The following is an 18,436-nucleotide window of genomic DNA, read 5'->3' on the forward strand; positions in this document are numbered from 1 at the left end:
CTCGGGCCTGATGTTTACAGCCAGTATACGGCCTACCACCATTCATGAAAATGATGAACCGGCCCAATACCGTGACCCACTTCGAGAGAATCGGCTTTCGCCAGCGCCCGGGAGAGCCAGATTTTGGCCTCCTGGACGGTATCTGCCCAACTTGCGTGGCGCGGACGCAGGGCCGCTAGCGCCGCGGAGAGCGTACAGCCCGTGCCGTGGGTATTTTTGGTCTGCACGCGCGGCGCGGTAAAACGCCGCTCGCCGTCGCGGGTGAAGAGCCAGTCCGGGCTTTCGGCATCGTCCAGATGACCGCCCTTCATCAGCACCGCCCCGCAGCCCATTGCCAGCAGCGCCTGGCCCTGCGCTTTCATTTCGCGTTCGCTTTGCGCGTGGGGTGCATCGAGAAGCGCGGCGGCTTCGGGCAGGTTCGGCGTGATCAGCGCCACCTGCGGCAGCAGCTTTTTGCGCAGGGTCTCCACCGCAGACGATGAGAGCAGCGGATCGCCGCTTTTCGCCAGCATCACGGTATCAAGCACCACGTTCTGCACCTGATAGCGGCTAAGCCGCTCCGCCACCGCCTCGACGATATCCGTTTCCGCCAGCATGCCGATCTTCGTGGTGTCGATACGCACGTCGCTGAACACCGAATCGAGCTGGGCGGCAACAAAGTCTGGCTCAATGCGGTACACCGACTGCACGCCGCGGGTGTTTTGCGCCACCAGCGCGGTAATCACCGAACAGCCGTATGCGCCGAGCGCCGAGAAGGTTTTTAGGTCGGCCTGGATGCCCGCCCCGCCGCTGGGATCGGTGCCGGCAATGGTCAATGCGTTGATTCTTTTCATGCGTGCGCCTCCAGGGCATAGAGCGCATCGAGGAAGGCGCTGGCAAAGCTGCCCGGCCCGCGCGATTCAGCCACCGCCGCCGAACCGGCGCGCTTCATAAAACCGCAGGCGGCCGCCACGTTGTCGAGCCTGTCGCCGGGCAGCGAACAGCTGGCTGCCACCACCGCCGACAGCGCGCATCCCGTCCCCACCACGCGGGTCATCAGCGGATCGCCGCCCGCTACAGAACGGGTTCGCTGCCCGTCGGTGACGTAATCCACCTCGCCGGTAACCACCACGATGGCATTGGTCTGTCGCGCCAATGCCTGCGCGGCAGGCAGCGCGCTGGCGGCGGTGTCGGTCGTATCCACGCCCCGCCCGCCCGCGCTCATCCCCGCCAGCGCGAGAATTTCCGAGGCGTTCCCCCGAACGGCGGCAGGCTTAAGAGCGAGGATCTGATGACAAAAACGGATACGAAACGCCAGCGCCCCCACCGCAACCGGATCGAGCGTCCAGGGCTTGCCGGCCGCCACCGCGCTTTCAATCGCCCGGCGCATCGACTGCGCCCGCGGCGCGGTAAGGGTGCCAACGTTGATTAACAGCGCATCGGCGAGCGCGGCGAATTGCTCGGCCTCTTCGGGCTCAATCACCATCGCCGGAGAAGCTCCCAGCGCCAGCAAAACGTTGGCGGTAAAGGTCTGCACCACATCGTTGGTCATGCAGTGCGTGAGCGGAGAACGGGTGCGGAATTGATGTAAAACGTGTAAATCGAGCAGGTCAGGCTGCATGGTTTCGCTCCTGCCTTGCGTGAAGAAGCGATGACCGGGAAGGCATCTGACTTCCCTACGCTGGCATTATCCAGATCAGGTAATACGGGTATTTCTCAGCCTTCTTTGATGAAGGGCACCCCGAGTCAAATTACACAAATGATGTAACGCAGGCAGCCTAAGATAAGCCGCGGGTAATAGCAAGTCCGAGCGTTTAGCTGCCCGTGTGATACCGTTCAACTCTCAGCAAAGCCATCTCCCAACGTCTATTTAAATGCTGACATTTAATATCATTGATTCAGAAGAATTAAAGCAAAACCCGCTTATCGAAACCAATAAAAATACATTAAATATCAAGTATTTAAAAAATAAATGTCAACATTTACTTTCCCTGTCAAATGTGATCTAAGTCAACATACCAACTATCGCAATACTGGATAGTTGTCTCCCGTTACCATTGTCGCTATTAAAGAAACCAAGATAGCAAACTGTTTTAGGATAATGCGTAGCGCCTACGTCGCTCCTTTAACGTAATAATGAAATTAATTCGATGAAATTAATCCTGTATAGCGCAATTGTTTCTGTTTGCCTGGTGGCGACGGGCATATTTATGGGCGTGATTTATTTCACCCTGATAAATCAATGCTCCTGACCGCAGGTAAATAACCTGGCTCTTAATCTCGTTTTGCAAATTAAAGGTCATACAATGAAAAAGTTAATGATGATAGCAATGGCCCTTTCCACGCTGGCAGGGTGTACCACGCAGGCGGATCGTCTGGCGAAGTGTGAAGCGCAGGGCGTCAGCCGCGATGCTTGCTACCTCGCCGACCAAAACCGCACCTCGGCGATTAACGCGGCGGCGGAAAAACAGGCGTTAGAAAATGCCGCAAATGCCGTGCAGCACGCGCAGGCAGTGAAAGTCCACGACCCGATGCGGGAAGCGTCTTTCTCGTCCAACGTGGTGAACGCCACGCTTTCTAACGGCTTCTTTAGCGCCACCGTCAATGGCAAGAAGGCAACCGTAAAACGCATTAATGCTAATTTTTATGAAATCCGCGGTAATGGATTTGTTATATCAATTAGCCTTGATGAAAACGGTATTACCGGCGCCTCCTGGAATAAAACAAAAGGTCGCGACAACGGTATTTTGCAGGTTACGCAGAAATAATCATCTTAAGGGGGCGTCATGCCTCCTTTTCGATCAAAAAAAGGCACGATTTGTAACACTCTTATGAGCACATTTACAGACAGGTCGGAGGTGCTGCAACCGCCTGTTTTAAAAGGGCGAAAACCCCATTCTTTATGCCGGGATTCAGGATAGGCCCTCCCCTCTGTGCCGCGTAACAAAACAGTAAACAAATTAACCATTGAGCCCCGTGGCAAAAGGCTCTATATTGGCGGCGTTTTTTCCAGGCCCCATCTGTTTTTTAACTTTTTATTCAATCGTGGCGCATAACGAAGCCGCGGTTGTAGGAGTGATATGATGACGGATAAAGTCCGTATTGACACCGTAGATGCCCACAAAAGCAACGAAACCTATCTGGCCCGTCAGGCCGAGTTTGAATCTAACGTCAGGAGTTATCCGCGCAAGCTGCCTTTAGCGATCACTAAAGCAGAAGGCGTGTGGATAACCGATGCAGATAATAAAGAATACCTTGACTGTTTAGCAGGCGCAGGCACCCTCGCGCTTGGACATAATCATCCTGATGTGCTGAAAAGCATCCAAAATGTCATTACCAGCGGCTTGCCGTTACATACATTGGATCTGACTACGCCGTTGAAAGACGCGTTCTCCGAATATCTGCTGTCTCTGCTGCCTGGTCAGGGCAAAGAGTACTGCCTGCAGTTTACCGGTCCATCCGGTGCTGATGCCGTAGAAGCAGCGCTGAAGCTGGCGAAAAAAGTGACCGGTCGTAGCGGTATCATCAGCTTCTCTGGTGGTTACCACGGTATGACCCACGGCGCACTGTCCGTGACCGGCAACCTCTCTCCGAAAGAAGCGGTTGACGGCATGATGCCAGAAGTTCAGTTCATGCCTTACCCGCACGAGTACCGCTGCCCGCTGGGTATCGGCGGCGAAGCGGGCGTGAAAGCGCTGACCTACTACTTCGACAACCTGATCAACGACGTAGAAAGCGGCGTGCGCAAACCGGCAGCCGTGATCCTCGAAGCGGTTCAGGGTGAAGGCGGCGTGAACCCGGCTCCGGCCGAGTGGCTGCAGCGCATCCGTAAAGTGACTCAGGAACACGGCATTCTGCTGATCCTCGACGAAGTTCAGGCTGGCTTTGCCCGTACCGGTAAATTCTTCGCCTTCGAACACGCGGGTATTGAGCCAGACATCATCGTGATGTCCAAAGCTGTCGGTGGCGGTCTGCCGCTGGCCGTGCTCGGTATCAAAAAGCAGTTCGACGCATGGGCGCCAGGCCACCACACCGGTACCTTCCGCGGCAACCAGCTCGCCATGGCGACCGGCCTGACCACGCTGAAAATCCTGAAAGATCAGAACATCGCCGGCAAAGTTGCCGCGCAGGGCGAATGGCTGAAAGGCCAGCTGAAAGAGATGGCAAAACGCTATCCTGTCATCGGCCACGTTCGCGGTCTGGGCATGATGATCGGTATTGAGATCGTCAAGCCTAACGAAGCGGCTGACCACATGGGCTGCTTCCCGGGCGACGGCGAACTGTCTGCGCTGATCCAGAAGAAGTGCTTCGAAAATGGTCTGATTCTGGAACGCGGTGGCCGTAACGGTATCGTGCTGCGCCTGCTGCCTTCACTGCTGATCAGCGACGATGAGCTGAAAGTGTTCCTGGATAAATTCGAGCAGGCGCTGCTTGCTGCGGGCGTTCGCCCGGCGTAACCGGAGTGGTTGATTACGATGTCTGATTCAAACCCAATTTTGTTCTCCTCTGCGCAGAGCATTGAAGCTTATCAGCAGGCGATTGAGCAAAGCACTCAGGCGGTGATGCAGTGGCTGAAACAGCCTGAGATGTACCAGGGCAAAACGGTCGCAGAGCTGCGCGACCGTATCAAGCTGGACTTCAACCCGAAAGGGCTGGGCAACGAAGCGGCGATTGAACGCGCCGTTGAGTTCTTCCTGAAAGACAGCTTGTCCGTTCACCACCCTCAGTGTGTGGCGCACCTGCACTGCCCAAGCCTGGTTGTCAGCCAGGCGGCGGAAGTGCTGATCAACGCCACTAACCAGAGTATGGACTCCTGGGATCAGAGCCCGTCCGCAACCATCATCGAGATCAAACTGATCGAGTGGCTGCGTACCCGCGTGGGTTATCAGGCTGGCGATGCAGGTGTCTTCACCAGCGGCGGAACCCAGAGCAACCTGATGGGGCTGATGCTGGCGCGTGACGCGTTCTTCGCGCGTCAGGGCCACTCCGTTCAGCAGGACGGTCTGGTCGGCGATCTGCGTAAAATTCGCGTGCTGTGCTCCGAAAATGCGCACTTCTCCGTGCAGAAAAACATGGCGCTGATGGGTCTGGGCTACCAGTCCGTAGTGCAGGTGAAAACGGACGAATTCTCGCGCATGGATGTCAACGATCTGGCCGCGAAAATCGACCAGTGCAACGCCAACGGTGAGCAGATCCTGGCTATCGTTGCCACTGCGGGCACCACTGACGCAGGCGCTATCGATCCGCTGCGCACCATTGCTGAACTGGCGGCGAAGCAGAACATCTGGGTTCACGTGGACGCGGCCTGGGGCGGCGCGCTGCTGATGTCCGAGCAGTATCGTCACTATCTGGACGGCATTGAGCTGGTGGATTCCGTTACCCTGGACTTCCACAAGCAGTTCTTCCAGACCATCAGCTGCGGCGCGTTCCTGCTGAAAGAAGCGCGTCACTACGAGCTGATGCGCTATCAGGCGGCTTACCTGAACTCCGAGTTCGACGAAGAAGCTGGCGTGCCGAACCTGGTGTCCAAGTCTCTGCAAACCACGCGCCGTTTCGACGCGCTGAAGCTGTGGATGAGCCTGGAAGCACTGGGTCAGGAGCAATACGCGGCGATCATCGATCACGGTGTGACCCTGGCACAGCAGGTTGCGGCCTACGTGAAAGAGCAGTCTGCTCTTGAGCTGGTCATGCAGCCGCAGCTGGCAAGCGTGCTGTTCCGCTTCCGTCCACAGTCACCAATGGATGATGCAGGCGTTGCGCTGCTGAACCAGAAAATTGGCGATGCCCTGCTGGAGTCCGGTCGCGCTAACGTCGGCGTGACCGAGCACAACGGCATTACCTGCCTGAAGCTGACGCTGCTGAACCCAACCGTAACGCTGGAGGACATCAAAGTCCTGCTGTCGCTGGTTGAGCGTACCGCACAGGAAGTTCTGGCGAAGTAATCGCCCTCACGGGTGTGGGCCTCTGCCCGCACCCGTTTCTCACTCAAATTACCTTTCTCCAATTCTGCGCTTTTTGCCCTCTGCCGCGTTCTCGCCGTAACCCTGCAGGCTGTAGCCCGAGCGGTAGTAGTTCACCGCGGATTTCACCACGTCATTCACCACCACGCCCTTAATGTTGACGTTCATTTTTTGCAGCCGTCGCGAGCAGACCAGCATCTCCTTCACGCTGGTCACGTTGTAGCGCGCCACCAGCAGCGTCGAGGCCGCCAGGCTTCCCACCAGCGCGGCGTCGGTTACCGCCAGAATCGGCGGCGTGTCGATAATCACCATGTCGTAGCGCTCGCTTGCCCACTGCATGAACTTTTTAAAGCGATCGTGCATCAGGAGCTCTGACGGGTTGGGCGGCGCCTGGCCGCAGGTCACGACGTCGAAATGCCCCGCCGCGTAGGTCTGAATGGCCTCCCGGAACGACGCTTTCCCGGACAGCACATCCGACAAGCCCGCCTTGTTGCCAAGCGAAAAGATGTTATGGACATAGCCCTTGCGCATGTCGGCATCCACCAGCAGCACCCGCTCGCCGACCTGCGCCACCAGCGCCGCCAGCGTGGTGCTGACCAGGGTTTTGCCGCAGTTTTGCGCCGGCCCGCTGAGCATGAGAATGTTGTTTTCCGCATCCATCATCGCAAAGTGCAGGCTGGTTCGCAGCCCGCGCACGGCCTCCACAAAAATATCCAGCGGGCGGTCGACGGGCAGGAACGGCACGTTGGTGGTTCTGTGCTTTTCCGTTCTCCTGAAAAAATGCCGTTTCGCCAGCCGGGTTTTATCCCGCAGCCAGGACGAGCGGGGCAGCGTGGCGTAGACGTTCATCCCCTGCGCCTCCAGCTGTTCAGGGGAGTCAATCCCCTTCCTGAACCCCGCCCTGAGCATTACGCTTCCGGCGGAGACGATCGCCCCGAACAGCGTGGCGAGTACGACGATCAACAGCTTCCGCGGCTGAACGGGGTCCGGGCTGGTCAGCGCCTCATCGATAATGCGCACATTGCCGATCGTGCTGGAGCGGGAAATGTTCAGCTCCTGCTGGCGCGTCAGCAGCTGCTGATAAATGGCGCGCCCGGAGTCCACGTCGCGGCTCAGGCGCAGGATCTCCTGCTGGACGGCGGGCATGTCGGACACCCGCCGGTTGAGCCTGCCGCGCTCGCCCTCCAGCGTCTGGCGCTTCTCCCTCAGAGCGCGATAGGTCGGGTGATCTTTTTTAAAGTGCTGCGAGATTTCCGCCTCGCGGAAGGTCAGCTCGTTGATTTGATTATCGACGTTAACGATTTGCTCCAGCACCGACTTTGCCTCAAGGCTCAGATCCACCGAGTCCTGCTGCTTGCGGTAGCGGTTGAGGCGTTTTTCCGCCTCGTCCAGATCGCTACGCACGCCCGGCAGCTGCCGCTGCAAAAACGCCAGGCTTTGAGAATCCTGCGCCGCCTGGCGGGCGATATTCTGCTTGAGATAGTTGTCGGCAATGCTTGCCAGGGTGTGGGCTATCCGCTCAGGATCTGCCCCGGTCAGGGCGAGGCTCAGGATCCCGCTCTCTTTGCCCATCTCCTTGACGGTGAGGCGCTTGTTCAGCTCATTGATGGCGTGCGGCAGGGAGAGCAGCCTGACCGTAAAGCGCGTCCCCGCAGGCGCGCTGAGTGCTTTAACCCGCAGCGTGACGCCCGACGCTCGCAGCAGCTGCCCGACGGCGCCGGAAGCCGCTATCCCCTCCCCTTCAACGCGAAAACGGTCTTTGCCCTCCGCGACGATGCGCAGGGCTTTGTCGCCCGTGGACGCGGAGGAGAATGAGAGCCTGTCCAGCCTGAGAATGCCGGGCGCCTCGCCCGTCAGCCGCGCCCAGCCGTTACCCAGCACCGGAAAGCGGGACTGGGTCACCTGATAGCGCAGCCCGAGGTCTTCGATGGTTTTTCCGAGGATCATGCGTGATTTCAGCAGCTGAATTTCCGCCGCCGAGTCTGGCGTATAGCCCGGCGTAAGCTGGTTGAGGGATTTCAGCAGGCTGTTTTGCTGCTTATCCTCGATTTGGATCAGGGCATCGGCAACGTAGAGCGGCGTTGAGAAGAGCGCAAACATCACCCCGAATGAGGCAAAGCAGAGGGTGACGAACATAATGCACAGGCGGTGGTCAAAAAGCTCCGCCGCGATGCGCACCAGATCCACCTGCCTGAGTTCGGTTGATTCGCCATAGGCGTAATCATTTTTTGACAACATAGGTTAATCCTTTACCTGTTGAGCCGTCTGGCCCACTCCTGACTCGCCCCAACCAGCAGGCTAAAAACATATTCAAAAGCTTCCTGACTTTTACAGTAAGGATCGGGGATTTCCTGCACGTCCAGCCAGCGCCCGAACAGCAGGCTTTTGCCGCGCACCTCGGGTGCCATTGCGGAGATGCGGTTGAGCTGCTCCGTTTCCATTGCGAGGATCAGGTCGGACTGGCGCATCATCGAGAGGGTCAGCCTGCGCGCCGCGTGCCCTTTAAGCGACACGCCGTGCTGGAGGCAAATCTCAAGGGCGCGCGCGTCGGCGGCGTGCCCGTCGATCCCGCAAATGCCTGCGGATTCGACCCGGATTGCAGGCACACAGGCCTGCAGCAGCCGCGCCCCCATCGGGGAGCGGCAGATGTTGCCCGTGCAGACGACGAGTATCGACTGAATCATCATTGCGGCCATGCCCTGATATAGCGAACGATTTCGGTCAGATCGTGAATACCGCTGATGGTCGGCACCAGCTGGCTTACCACGCGGTTCCAGCGCGACAGCGGCGCGGTGGTGACATAGACGATGTCGTAAGGTTCAAGCTGGAACTCGGTGCTCAACACCATCGCAGAGGCGTCCCGGGCGTTGAGCTGGTACACCGAGGCCAGCTTCCGTTTGCCGCTGGCGCGGGGTGCCGGGCGGATCACGAATATCCCGCTGGCGTCCGCCATGTTCTGATTCAGGCCGCCAGCATGGCCCAGCGCTTCGGCGAGGGTCATGCCGCTGCGATCCATTTTGAGGGTGCTTTGCTTGATCACCTCCCCCATCACAAACACCTTCAGGGCGTCGTTGCGCGGAATAAACAGGATATCGCCCGGCCACAGCAGGCGATTCTGCGTTAAATCCCCGTGCTGCATCAGCGCGTACAGGGACAAGCGTGAATCCTTGCCCTCGTGGGTTAGCACCACGTTGCGCCAGTCGGCGTCGGCAGAAAGCCCGCCCGCCGCGTTGACCGCGTCCATGACCGTCAGCGGAATGTTGGTGATGGGCTGCTGCCCGGACTTCATCACTTCCCCGGTGACGTAGGTTTTTTGGGATCGAAAGGCGGCGATGCTGACGTCCACCTGCGGGCTTTCGATGACCTTGTCCAGCCGCCCGGTGATGATGTCGCGCACCTCCTCCAGGGTTTTACCCGCCACGAACATTTTCCCCACGTAGGGATAAAACAGCGAGCCGTCCGACCCCACCCAGTTCCCGGTATCGCTGGCGCTGCGGTACTGGCCCGCGGGCGTGGTGAGTTCCGGGTGATCCCAGACCGTAATCATCAGCACATCCCCGGGCCCGATACGGTATTGCCAGCGCCTTATCTGTTCATCCAGGCCGGGGTTAGCCTGGGACTTTACCGGCGCGGCGCGGAGGCTTTCAATAACCGAAGGCGTAAGGGGAAATATGTCGACCATTTTATTCAGATCGAATTTATCGTCAGCCACCGGCGGTTTATTTTTTCCTGCCGTCGTTAAATGCTGGCCGGGAGCCATTTGGCAGCCCGTAATAAATACGGCTGACATAAGCAGAGCAATTCTTATTAATTTCATTTTTATATTGGTAATAGCCATCGGTTATTCGCCCGACCGCTCAGGAAATAAATACAGCGACCTGACGGCCTGTAAAAGCCGCATCCTATGCGAGAAGGCACGTTACCTCAAGGGTTTTACCCGACAAAACAAAAAATTGAGTAAAGATGATATCAGCCCTTATTTATGATGTATTTCAGTACACATTCAAAATAATAAAAGCATTAAGAATTAAGGAAATCATCCGCACGGGAAGCGCCTTGCGCACAACCCATAATAAAAAGTTCACTTCACACAATATTTCTGAAAATCATTTAACAACAAAAAAGAAAGATGAATTCATCATGGCTTTGCAGGCCACTCCTTCACTTCACACTCCAGGAATAAGACGAAATACAAAAATTTGTTACATTTTTTCTTAACCAGGCCAGACCGCCAGTCATAAGATAGACTGTTTTTTGCTGGTCGCGGAACCGAAGGCCAGCCTGATACTCAACAAAAAAAATCGGAGAAACAATGACTAAAGGTAAATTACTGATTCTGGGCGCACTGATGTCCGTTGCGGGAGTCGCGGCTGCCGCGCCTCAGCCGACAGCGGCACCTTCAGGTATCCAGGCTTACGCTGAACAGGAATTCATTGCCGATTTCACTAAGTTCAAGATTGGCGACACGGCGCCCGCGCTGTACCAGACCCCGGAATACACCATCAAGCAGTATCAGCTGCGTAACCTTCCGGCGCCTGACGCGGGCACGCACTGGACCTACATGGGCGAGAACTACGTCCTGATTGGCGATGCCGACGGCAAAATTTATAAAGCCTACAACGGGGATATCTTCTATCACCGCTAATCCCATTACCGTTCGTCCGTGGCAGGAAAGCGATCGCCCTTTCCTGCGCACGCTGTTCCTGCACGCCCGACGCGACGCCTGGCCCTGGCTCGATAGCGCCCAGTGGCAGCTCGAGGATTTTGACGCCGCGACCCTTGATGAGCAGATCTGGGTCGCCGTTCAGAACGGGCACCGCGTGGGGTTTGCCTCCGTCTGGGCCAATGATAATTTCCTGCACAATCTGTTTGTCGACCCGCAGTATCAGAGCGCGGGCGTCGGCCACGCCCTGCTGGAGCAGGTTCACAGAACGTTTACCAGCACCGGGGCGCTGAAGTGTTTGATCAGGAATGAACGTGCAGTGGCGTTCTATAAGCGCAACGGCTGGCATATAGAAGCGACGGGAAGCTCGCCGGACGGCGATTACTATTTGATGCACTATCGACTGCGCTAACGCCTGGCGGCGTCTACGCACCCGACCTGCGCGACAGTGCTGACTGTTGCCGGGCGAAACCGCCGCCCGGCAATGTCACGCTGAGAATCAGACCGCGCGGAACGCGATTTCGCTCGGGATCACTTCACCTTCCCAGTAGAGCTGCGCCGCAACGCGCCCTGCCAGCTGGCGGTACATCTGGGCAAATTCACTCTCCGGACGGCTCACCACGGTTGGCCTGCCGCTGTCCAGGTCTTCACGCAGCGTGATGTGCAGCGGCATCTGGCCGAGCAGCTGAGTGCGATACTGCGCCGCCAGCTTCTCCGCGCCGCCGGTGCCGAAGATCGGCTCGTGGTGACCGCAGTTGCTGCAAATATGCATGCTCATGTTTTCGACGATGCCGAGCACCGGCACTTCCACTTTCTCGAACATCACGATGCCTTTTTTGGCGTCGATCAGCGCGATGTCCTGCGGGGTAGTGACCACGACCGCACCCGTTACCGGGATGTTTTGCGCCAGGGTCAACTGAATGTCACCGGTGCCCGGCGGCATATCCAGCACCAGATAATCGAGATCCGGCCACATGGTCTCCTGCAGCATCTGCATCAGCGCTTTGCTGGCCATCGGGCCGCGCCAGACCATGGCGTTATCGTCCGTCACCAGATAGCCAATGGAGTTGGTCGCCAGACCGTGAGCCATAATCGGCGCCATGTGCGTGCCGTCCGGCGAGGTTGGACGCTGGTTTTCGGCACCCAGCATATTCGGGATAGACGGGCCGTAGATATCGGCATCAAGAATACCGACCTTCGCCCCTTCGGCGGCCAGCGCCAGCGCCAGGTTGACCGCGGTAGAGGATTTCCCCACCCCGCCCTTGCCAGAGCTGACGGCAATGATATTTTTCACGCCGTTCACGCCGGGCTGATTCTTCACGCGCTTCAGCGTGGCGATGCTGTGGCTGAGCTTCCAGTCGATGGCTTTCGCCCCGGTGATGCGCAGCAGCTCAGAGCTGGTCTGCTCTTTCAGCGCGTCGAAGGCGCTTGTCCAGACAAACGGAATCTGCAGCTCGATGTGCAGCGTGTCGTCCAGCCAGGCCACGTGGTGCAGCGCTTTCAGCGTGGTGAGATTGTGTTTCAGGGTTGGATGCTGAAAATTAGCCAGCGTTCCGGCGACCATTGCGCGTAAGGCTTCCGGTGATTTGGCCTGGGATTGCGAACTCATCCCGACTCCTTTGTCGTTGTTCTGGAAAGACGTGTAATCACCAAGTTTACCCCAGAGATGACAATTATTCATTTACGGATTAATGCCCTTATCACTTGGCGTAGTTATTCCCTTTCGGGTAACATCGAAAACCCTTTTCACAGTTAAAAGAAGTAATGCCTACTATGACTCAAGTCGCGAAAAAAATTCTGGTAACGTGCGCACTGCCGTACGCCAACGGCTCAATCCACCTCGGCCACATGCTGGAGCATATCCAGGCTGATGTCTGGGTCCGTTACCAGCGAATGCGCGGCCACGAGGTCAATTTCATCTGCGCGGACGATGCCCACGGCACGCCGATTATGCTGAAAGCCCAGCAGCTGGGCGTTTCGCCTGAGCAGATGATTGCCGAAATGAGTCAGGAGCATCAGACGGATTTTGCTGGCTTTGACATCAGCTACGACAACTATCACTCCACGCATAGCGACGAAAACCGCGAGCTGTCGGAGCTTATCTACACCCGTCTGAAAGAGAACGGTTTTATTAAAAACCGCACCATCTCTCAGCTGTACGATCCGGAAAAAGGCATGTTCCTGCCAGACCGCTTCGTTAAAGGCACCTGCCCGAAATGTAAATCGCCGGATCAGTACGGCGATAACTGCGAAGTGTGCGGCGCGACCTACAGCCCAACCGAGCTTATCGACCCTAAATCCGTGGTGTCTGGCGCAACGCCTGTGATGCGCGACTCCGAGCACTTCTTCTTCGACCTGCCGTCCTTCAGCGAAATGCTGCAGGCGTGGACCCGCAGCGGCGCGCTGCAGGAGCAGGTTGCGAACAAAATGCAGGAGTGGTTTGAATCGGGCCTGCAGCAGTGGGATATCTCCCGCGATGCGCCGTACTTCGGCTTCGAAATCCCGAACGCGCCGGGCAAATATTTCTACGTCTGGCTGGATGCGCCAATCGGCTACATGGGCTCGTTCAAGAACCTGTGCGACAAGCGCGGCGACACCACCAGCTTCGATGAATACTGGAAAAAAGATTCTGACGCCGAGCTGTATCACTTCATCGGTAAAGACATCGTTTACTTCCACAGCCTGTTCTGGCCTGCGATGCTGGAAGGCAGTAACTTCCGCAAGCCGACCAACCTGTTCGTTCACGGCTACGTGACAGTGAACGGCGCGAAGATGTCCAAATCTCGCGGTACTTTCATCAAAGCGAGCACCTGGCTGAACCACTTCGACGCGGACAGCCTGCGCTACTATTACACCGCGAAGCTCTCTTCCCGCATCGACGATATCGACCTGAACCTGGAAGATTTCGTGCAGCGCGTGAACGCCGACATCGTGAACAAGGTGGTGAACCTGGCGTCCCGTAACGCGGGCTTTATCGCCAAACGTTTTGACGGCGTGATGACAGACGAGCTGGCTGACCCGGCGCTGTACAAAACCTTCACCGACGCGGCAGCCACCATCGGCGAAGCGTGGGAAGCGCGCGAATTCGGTAAAGCGGTGCGTGAAATCATGGCGCTGGCCGACCTGGCAAACCGCTACGTTGACGAACAGGCTCCGTGGGTGGTGGCGAAGCAGGAAGGCCGCGATGCCGATCTGCAGGCTATCTGCTCTATGGGCATTAACCTATTCCGCGTGCTGATGACCTACCTGAAGCCGGTTCTGCCGCAGCTTGCAGAGCGTGCTGAAGCTTTCCTGAATACCGAACTGACCTGGGACGCCATTTCCCAGCCGCTGCTCGGCCATAAGGTGAACACCTTCAAGGCGCTCTACAACCGTATCGAGATGAAGCAGGTTGACGCGCTGGTTGAAGCCTCTAAAGAAGAGGTGAAAGCGGCGGCGGCGCCGGTCACGGGCCCGCTGGCGGACGATCCGATTCAGGAAACCATCACCTTTGATGACTTCGCGAAAGTTGACCTGCGCGTGGCGCTGATCGAAAACGCTGAATTCGTGGAAGGCTCCGACAAGCTGCTGCGCCTGACGCTGGATCTGGGCGGTGAGAAGCGCAACGTCTTCTCCGGCATCCGTTCCGCGTATCCCGATCCGCAGGTGCTGATCGGCCGCCAGACGGTGATGGTGGCTAACCTCGCGCCGCGCAAAATGCGCTTCGGCATTTCCGAAGGCATGGTGATGGCGGCAGGCCCTGGCGGGAAGGATATCTTCCTGTTAAGCCCTGACGAAGGCGCGAAGCCTGGCCAGCAGGTGAAATAACAAAAAAGCCGGAGATTATCTCCGGCTTTTTTTATGGCATTTTATTTTCTCCCTCTCCCCGTGGGAGAGGGTCGGGGTGAGGGCATCAGGCCGCACCTTACCGCCTTTATGCCTTCGGGTTATGCACCCGGTGGGTCAGCCCGCGCAGAAAATTACGCAGAAACTGGTCGCCGCACTCGCGGTAATTTTTATGATCCGGCGCGCGCATCATGGCGGTGATTTCCGGCATCGACACGCGGAATTTCTGCTCGGTCATGATTGCCAGAATATCGTCGGTTTTCAGCGAAAACGCGATGCGCAGCTTTTTCAGCACCGTGTTGTTGTTCACCCGACGCTCCAGAGCCAGCTCGGGCGCAGACTCGTCTTTGCCGCGCTTGTGGTAGATAAGGCCGTTCAAAAAGCCGGACAGGATAATGTCCGGGCAGCGAACAAACCCCTCTTCGTCCTCTTTCGTCATCCAGGTATCGAACCCGGCAGACGTGGACTCCATGTCGGAGAGCGCCAGAATGCGCACCATGTCGTTATTGTTTGCTTTCAGGGTGTAGCGCAGGCTACGGAGAATATCGTTACTAAGCATAGAGCCTTCAACTGTCGGTGATGCAATGGCGCGCAGTGTACCAGTTTTACAGGCCAATCGCCTCTTTCAAACTTTTCAGATAGCGACGGCTGACCGGGACGGTTTGCCCGGCGCGCAGCACCAGCTCGGCCTGGCCGTTATCCTCCAGGCGGATCTCTTTCAGGTGCGCCATGTTCACCAGGTACTGGCGGTGACAGCGGATCAGCGGCGTTCGGCTCTCCAGGGTGCGCAGCGTCAGCTCGGTAAAGCCTTCGTTGCCCTCCGCGCTGGTAACGAACACCCCGCTGAGGCGACTGCTGACGAAGGCCACGTCGTCCATTTGCAGCAGATAAATGCGGCTGTGTCCGGTGCAGGGAATAAATTTCAGCGGCTGCTGGTTTTCCGGCAGCAGGGTCACGTCCTGCACCGTGCGCTCCTGGCGCAGGCGGGCGAGCGTCTTTTCCAGCCGCTGCTCTTCGATTGGCTTGAGCAGATAATCGAAGGCGTTCTCCTCAAAGGCTTTCACCGCGTACTCGTCAAAGGCGGTGAGAAACACGATGTACGGACGATGCTCCGGGTCGAGCATTCCCACCATCTCCAGGCCGCTGATGCGCGGCATCTGGATGTCGAGGAACAGCACGTCCGGGCGCAGCTTGTGCACCGCGCCAATGGCTTCAATGGCGTTCGCGCACTCGCCCACCACCTCAATGTCGCTCTGCTCCTGCAACAGAATGCGCAGGTTTTCCCGTGCTAACGGCTCGTCGTCAACAATCAGCACTTTCAACATGCGTTCTCCTCCAGCGGTAATCGTAAAGTAATGCGGGTAAATCTGTCCGGCTCGCAGGCCACGGTAATGCCGCAGTCGTCGCCGAAGTGGGCGCGAAGGCGTTTATCCACCAGGCTCATGCCTAACCCGCCCGAGGCGGTCGGCTGATACAGCCCGGCGTTGTCTTCAATATCCAGCACCAGATGGTGATTAAAGCGGCTGGCCGAAATGGTGATCTCCCCGGTTCCCAGCAGCTGCGACGTGCCGTGCTTGATGGCGTTCTCCACAATCGGCTGTAGGGTAAATGCCGGAAGATGCTGGAACGCCAGCTCGTCCGGCACCGACAGCGACACCTGCAAACGCGACTGAAAACGCGCCTGCTCGATTTGCAGATAGGCGTTCACGTGCTCCACCTCATCGGCCAGGGTGACAATTTCCGACGGGCGCTTGAGGTTCTTGCGAAAGAACGTCGATAAAAACTGCACCAGCTGCGCCGCCTGGTCGCTGTCGCGGCGGATCACCGCCTTGAGCGTATTCAGCGCGTTAAACAGGAAGTGCGGGTTCACCTGAGCGTGCAGCAGCTTGATCTCCGACTGGGTGAGCAGCGCCTTTTGCCGCTCGTATTGCCCGGCCAGAATCTGCGCCGACAGCAGCTGCGCAATCCCCTCCCCCAGCGTGCGGTTGATGGAGCTGAACAGGCGGTTTTTCGCTTCGTACAGCTTGATGGTGCCCATCACGTGCTGGTTTTCACCGCGCAGGGGGATAACCAGCGTCGAGCCCAGCTTGCACTGCGGATGCAGCGAGCAGCGGTACGGCACTTCGTTTCCGTCGGCGTAGACGACCTCACCCGTTTCGATGGCGCGTAGCGTATAGGCGGACGAAATCGGTCTGCCGGGCAGATGGTGATCGTCCCCGGTGCCGGTAAACGCCAGCAATTTCTCGCGATCGGTTATCGCCACCGCGCCGATATCCAGCTCCTGATACAGCACCTGGGCGACCTTCATGCTGTTCTCTTCGTTGAACCCCTGGCGCAAAATGCCTTCCGTAGAGGCCGCCACCTTCAGCGCGGTGGCGGAAAACGCCGAGGTGTATTTTTCAAACATCGCGCGCTTGTCGAGCAGGATGCGCATAAACAGCGCCGCGCCCACGGTGTTGGTGACCATCATCGGCGCGGCAATGCTGCCGACCAGATGCAGCGCGTCCTCGAACGGGCGGGCGATCAGCAGGATGATCATCATCTGCACCAGCTCCGCCACGAAGGTGATCGCCCCCGCCGTCAGCGGGCTAAAGACCTTATCGGTGCGCCCGCGCTTAATCATGTAGCTGTGCACCAGCCCGCCGAGCAGCCCTTCAACGATGGTTGAGATCATGCAGCTGAGCGCCGTCATGCCGCCCATCGAGTAGCGGTGCAACCCGCCGGTTAACCCGACAAGCCCGCCGACCACCGGGCCGCCGAGCAGCCCGCCCATCACCGCGCCAATGGCGCGCGTGTTGGCGATGGAATCTTCGATATGCAGACCAAGATAGGTGCCGAGAATGCAGAAAATGGAGAAGGTGACGTAGCAAAGCAGCTTGTGCGGCAGCCGGACGGTGACCTGCATCAGCGGAATAAACAGGCGGGTTTTACTCATCAACCAGGCGATGACCAGGAACACGCACATCTGCTGGAGAAGCAGTAACACCAGGTTAAACTCGTACATACATAAACCGCACAATCTAAAAACGCGTAACATACACTGAAGCGGTTAAACTTTCTTTGAAGCGCACCAAAAAAGGTGTAATTCGTGTCCGCAATCACACCTTTTGCCGAACATAACCCATGCTTCGCATAATTTGTGCAAAAAGTCGCCAATATTTCCTGGTTCGACAAAGTCCGTCTACAGTTAAGCTGGGGACGCGTAAGCCAGGGGGCGAATATGGCGCTTTACACAATCGGTGAAGTGGCACTCCTTTGTGATATCAATCCCGTTACCCTACGGGCGTGGCAGCGACGGTACGGATTACTTAAACCGCAGAGGACGGACGGGGGTCACCGCCTGTTCAACGAAGCGGATATCGACCGGATCCGCGAGATTAAGAGCTGGATCGACAACGGCGTTCAGGTCGGGAAGGTGAAATCGCTGCTGAGCCAGGACGATCCTGAAACGCAGCACGCCTGGCGCGAACAGCAGGAGACTCTGCTGCGGCTATTGCAGGCGGGTAACCTGCAGCGCCTGCGCGGGTGGATCAAAGAGCAAGGGCGCGATCACCCTGCGCAAACCCTGATCACCCATCTTTTTATTCCCTTACGCCGCCGTCTGCAGTGCCAGCAGTCCACCCTGCAGGCGCTGCTGAGCATGCTCGACGGGGTGCTGATCAACTACATTTCCGTCTGCCTTGCCTCGGCGAGGAACAAGAACGTCAAAGATGCGCTGGTGGTGGGCTGGAACGTTCACGACACCACCCGCCTGTGGCTGGAAGCGTGGATTGCCACCCAGAAAGGCTGGCGCGTGGACGTGCTGGCGCACTCGCTTGCCCAGCTGCGCCCGGAATTTTTTGACGGCCAGACGCTGCTGGTGTGGTGCGGCGAAGTGCCGTCGGCCTCGCAGCAGCAGCTGCTCACGGAATGGCGCGAGCACGGCTACCCGGTTTATCCCCTTGGCCCGAATGCGCCGTAACGGCATTTAATGGTTCATTAACAGCTGCGCTTCACCGTATAATTGTTC

Annotated in this window: 16 protein-coding genes and 1 riboswitch; of the genes, 7 read left to right on the plus strand and 9 right to left on the minus strand. The window is 57.7% G+C overall.

The features are described 5' to 3' along the window. Window positions 1–32: 32 nt before the first annotated feature. Both thiD and thiM read right to left on the minus strand, forming a co-directional pair. Complete coding sequence (thiD, locus tag AB6V08_RS21535) at window positions 33–833, minus strand: bifunctional hydroxymethylpyrimidine kinase/phosphomethylpyrimidine kinase (RefSeq protein WP_368544830.1); 801 nt, start codon at window positions 831–833, stop codon at window positions 33–35. After that, window positions 830–1,600 (minus strand): hydroxyethylthiazole kinase, encoded by a 771-nt coding sequence (gene thiM / locus AB6V08_RS21540; protein ID WP_368544831.1) that lies wholly within the window; start codon window positions 1,598–1,600, stop codon window positions 830–832. The genes thiD and thiM overlap by 4 nt, the downstream gene beginning before the upstream one ends. Window positions 1,601–1,635: 35 nt before the next feature. Beyond that, a riboswitch (TPP riboswitch) is annotated at window positions 1,636–1,733 on the minus strand. A gap of 552 nt (window positions 1,734–2,285) precedes the next feature. Between thiM and AB6V08_RS21545 the strand changes: the two genes are divergently transcribed. The 3 genes from AB6V08_RS21545 to AB6V08_RS21555 all read left to right on the plus strand — a co-directional run bounded on the left by AB6V08_RS21545 (window position 2,286) and on the right by AB6V08_RS21555 (window position 5,921). Further along, window positions 2,286–2,747, plus strand: a complete 462-nt coding sequence (locus tag AB6V08_RS21545) for a hypothetical protein (protein ID WP_368544832.1) — start codon at window positions 2,286–2,288, stop codon at window positions 2,745–2,747. Between the two features lie 312 nt (window positions 2,748–3,059). Continuing rightward, complete coding sequence (locus tag AB6V08_RS21550; protein WP_368544833.1) at window positions 3,060–4,436, plus strand: diaminobutyrate--2-oxoglutarate transaminase; 1,377 nt, start codon at window positions 3,060–3,062, stop codon at window positions 4,434–4,436. Window positions 4,437–4,454: 18 nt separating this feature from the next. Continuing rightward, window positions 4,455–5,921 (plus strand): aspartate aminotransferase family protein, encoded by a 1,467-nt coding sequence (locus AB6V08_RS21555; RefSeq protein WP_368544834.1) that lies wholly within the window; start codon window positions 4,455–4,457, stop codon window positions 5,919–5,921. 48 nt (window positions 5,922–5,969) lie between these two features. On the opposite strand, the gene AB6V08_RS21560 is transcribed toward AB6V08_RS21555, so the two are convergent. Genes AB6V08_RS21560 through AB6V08_RS21570 form a run of 3 tightly spaced genes read right to left on the minus strand, consistent with a single transcriptional unit; the run spans window position 5,970 to window position 9,756 of the window. Continuing rightward, entirely contained in the window at window positions 5,970–8,177 is a 2,208-nt protein-coding gene (locus AB6V08_RS21560; protein WP_368544835.1) for a polysaccharide biosynthesis tyrosine autokinase, read from the minus strand. 11 nt (window positions 8,178–8,188) lie between these two features. After that, a complete protein-coding gene (locus tag AB6V08_RS21565) occupies window positions 8,189–8,635 on the minus strand; it encodes an arsenate reductase/protein-tyrosine-phosphatase family protein (RefSeq protein ID WP_368544836.1) in 447 nt (148 codons plus the stop codon). Then, complete coding sequence (locus tag AB6V08_RS21570) at window positions 8,623–9,756, minus strand: polysaccharide export protein (protein ID WP_368544837.1); 1,134 nt, start codon at window positions 9,754–9,756, stop codon at window positions 8,623–8,625. Before AB6V08_RS21570 ends, AB6V08_RS21565 begins: the two co-directional genes overlap by 13 nt. A gap of 495 nt (window positions 9,757–10,251) precedes the next feature. Here AB6V08_RS21570 and AB6V08_RS21575 point away from each other — a divergent pair, with 495 nt between their 5' ends. Continuing rightward, a complete protein-coding gene (locus AB6V08_RS21575; RefSeq protein ID WP_368544838.1) occupies window positions 10,252–10,584 on the plus strand; it encodes an RcnB family protein in 333 nt (110 codons plus the stop codon). Then, window positions 10,529–11,014, plus strand: coding sequence for a GNAT family N-acetyltransferase (locus AB6V08_RS21580; protein ID WP_368544839.1), 486 nt, complete (start codon window positions 10,529–10,531; stop codon window positions 11,012–11,014). Before AB6V08_RS21575 ends, AB6V08_RS21580 begins: the two co-directional genes overlap by 56 nt. Before the next feature lie 87 nt (window positions 11,015–11,101). Here the strand turns inward: AB6V08_RS21580 and apbC are convergent, their stop codons facing one another. Further along, window positions 11,102–12,211, minus strand: a complete 1,110-nt coding sequence (gene apbC, locus AB6V08_RS21585; RefSeq protein WP_368544840.1) for an iron-sulfur cluster carrier protein ApbC — start codon at window positions 12,209–12,211, stop codon at window positions 11,102–11,104. Window positions 12,212–12,375: 164 nt separating this feature from the next. On the opposite strand from apbC, the gene metG reads away from it, so the two are divergent. Then, window positions 12,376–14,409 (plus strand): methionine--tRNA ligase, encoded by a 2,034-nt coding sequence (gene metG / locus AB6V08_RS21590; protein ID WP_368544841.1) that lies wholly within the window; start codon window positions 12,376–12,378, stop codon window positions 14,407–14,409. A 106-nt stretch (window positions 14,410–14,515) separates the two neighbouring features. Here metG and AB6V08_RS21595 read toward each other — a convergent pair whose 3' ends face one another. The 3 genes from AB6V08_RS21595 to AB6V08_RS21605 are packed head-to-tail and all read right to left on the minus strand — an operon-like array spanning window position 14,516 to window position 17,431. After that, window positions 14,516–14,986: a DUF1456 family protein gene (locus tag AB6V08_RS21595; protein WP_368544842.1), complete on the minus strand. Its 471-nt coding sequence runs from the start codon at window positions 14,984–14,986 to the stop codon at window positions 14,516–14,518. Window positions 14,987–15,032: 46 nt separating this feature from the next. Next, complete coding sequence (gene btsR / locus AB6V08_RS21600) at window positions 15,033–15,752, minus strand: two-component system response regulator BtsR (RefSeq protein ID WP_368544843.1); 720 nt, start codon at window positions 15,750–15,752, stop codon at window positions 15,033–15,035. After that, complete coding sequence (locus AB6V08_RS21605; RefSeq protein WP_368544844.1) at window positions 15,746–17,431, minus strand: LytS/YhcK type 5TM receptor domain-containing protein; 1,686 nt, start codon at window positions 17,429–17,431, stop codon at window positions 15,746–15,748. Before AB6V08_RS21605 ends, btsR begins: the two co-directional genes overlap by 7 nt. A 216-nt stretch (window positions 17,432–17,647) precedes the next feature. On the opposite strand from AB6V08_RS21605, the gene mlrA reads away from it, so the two are divergent. Continuing rightward, window positions 17,648–18,388, plus strand: a complete 741-nt coding sequence (gene mlrA, locus AB6V08_RS21610) for an HTH-type transcriptional regulator MlrA (RefSeq protein ID WP_368544845.1) — start codon at window positions 17,648–17,650, stop codon at window positions 18,386–18,388. Window positions 18,389–18,436 lie beyond the last annotated feature (48 nt).

Source organism: Enterobacter soli (assembly GCF_964208575.1).
In the GTDB taxonomy this organism is placed as follows: Bacteria; Pseudomonadota; Gammaproteobacteria; order Enterobacterales; family Enterobacteriaceae; genus Enterobacter; species Enterobacter soli_A.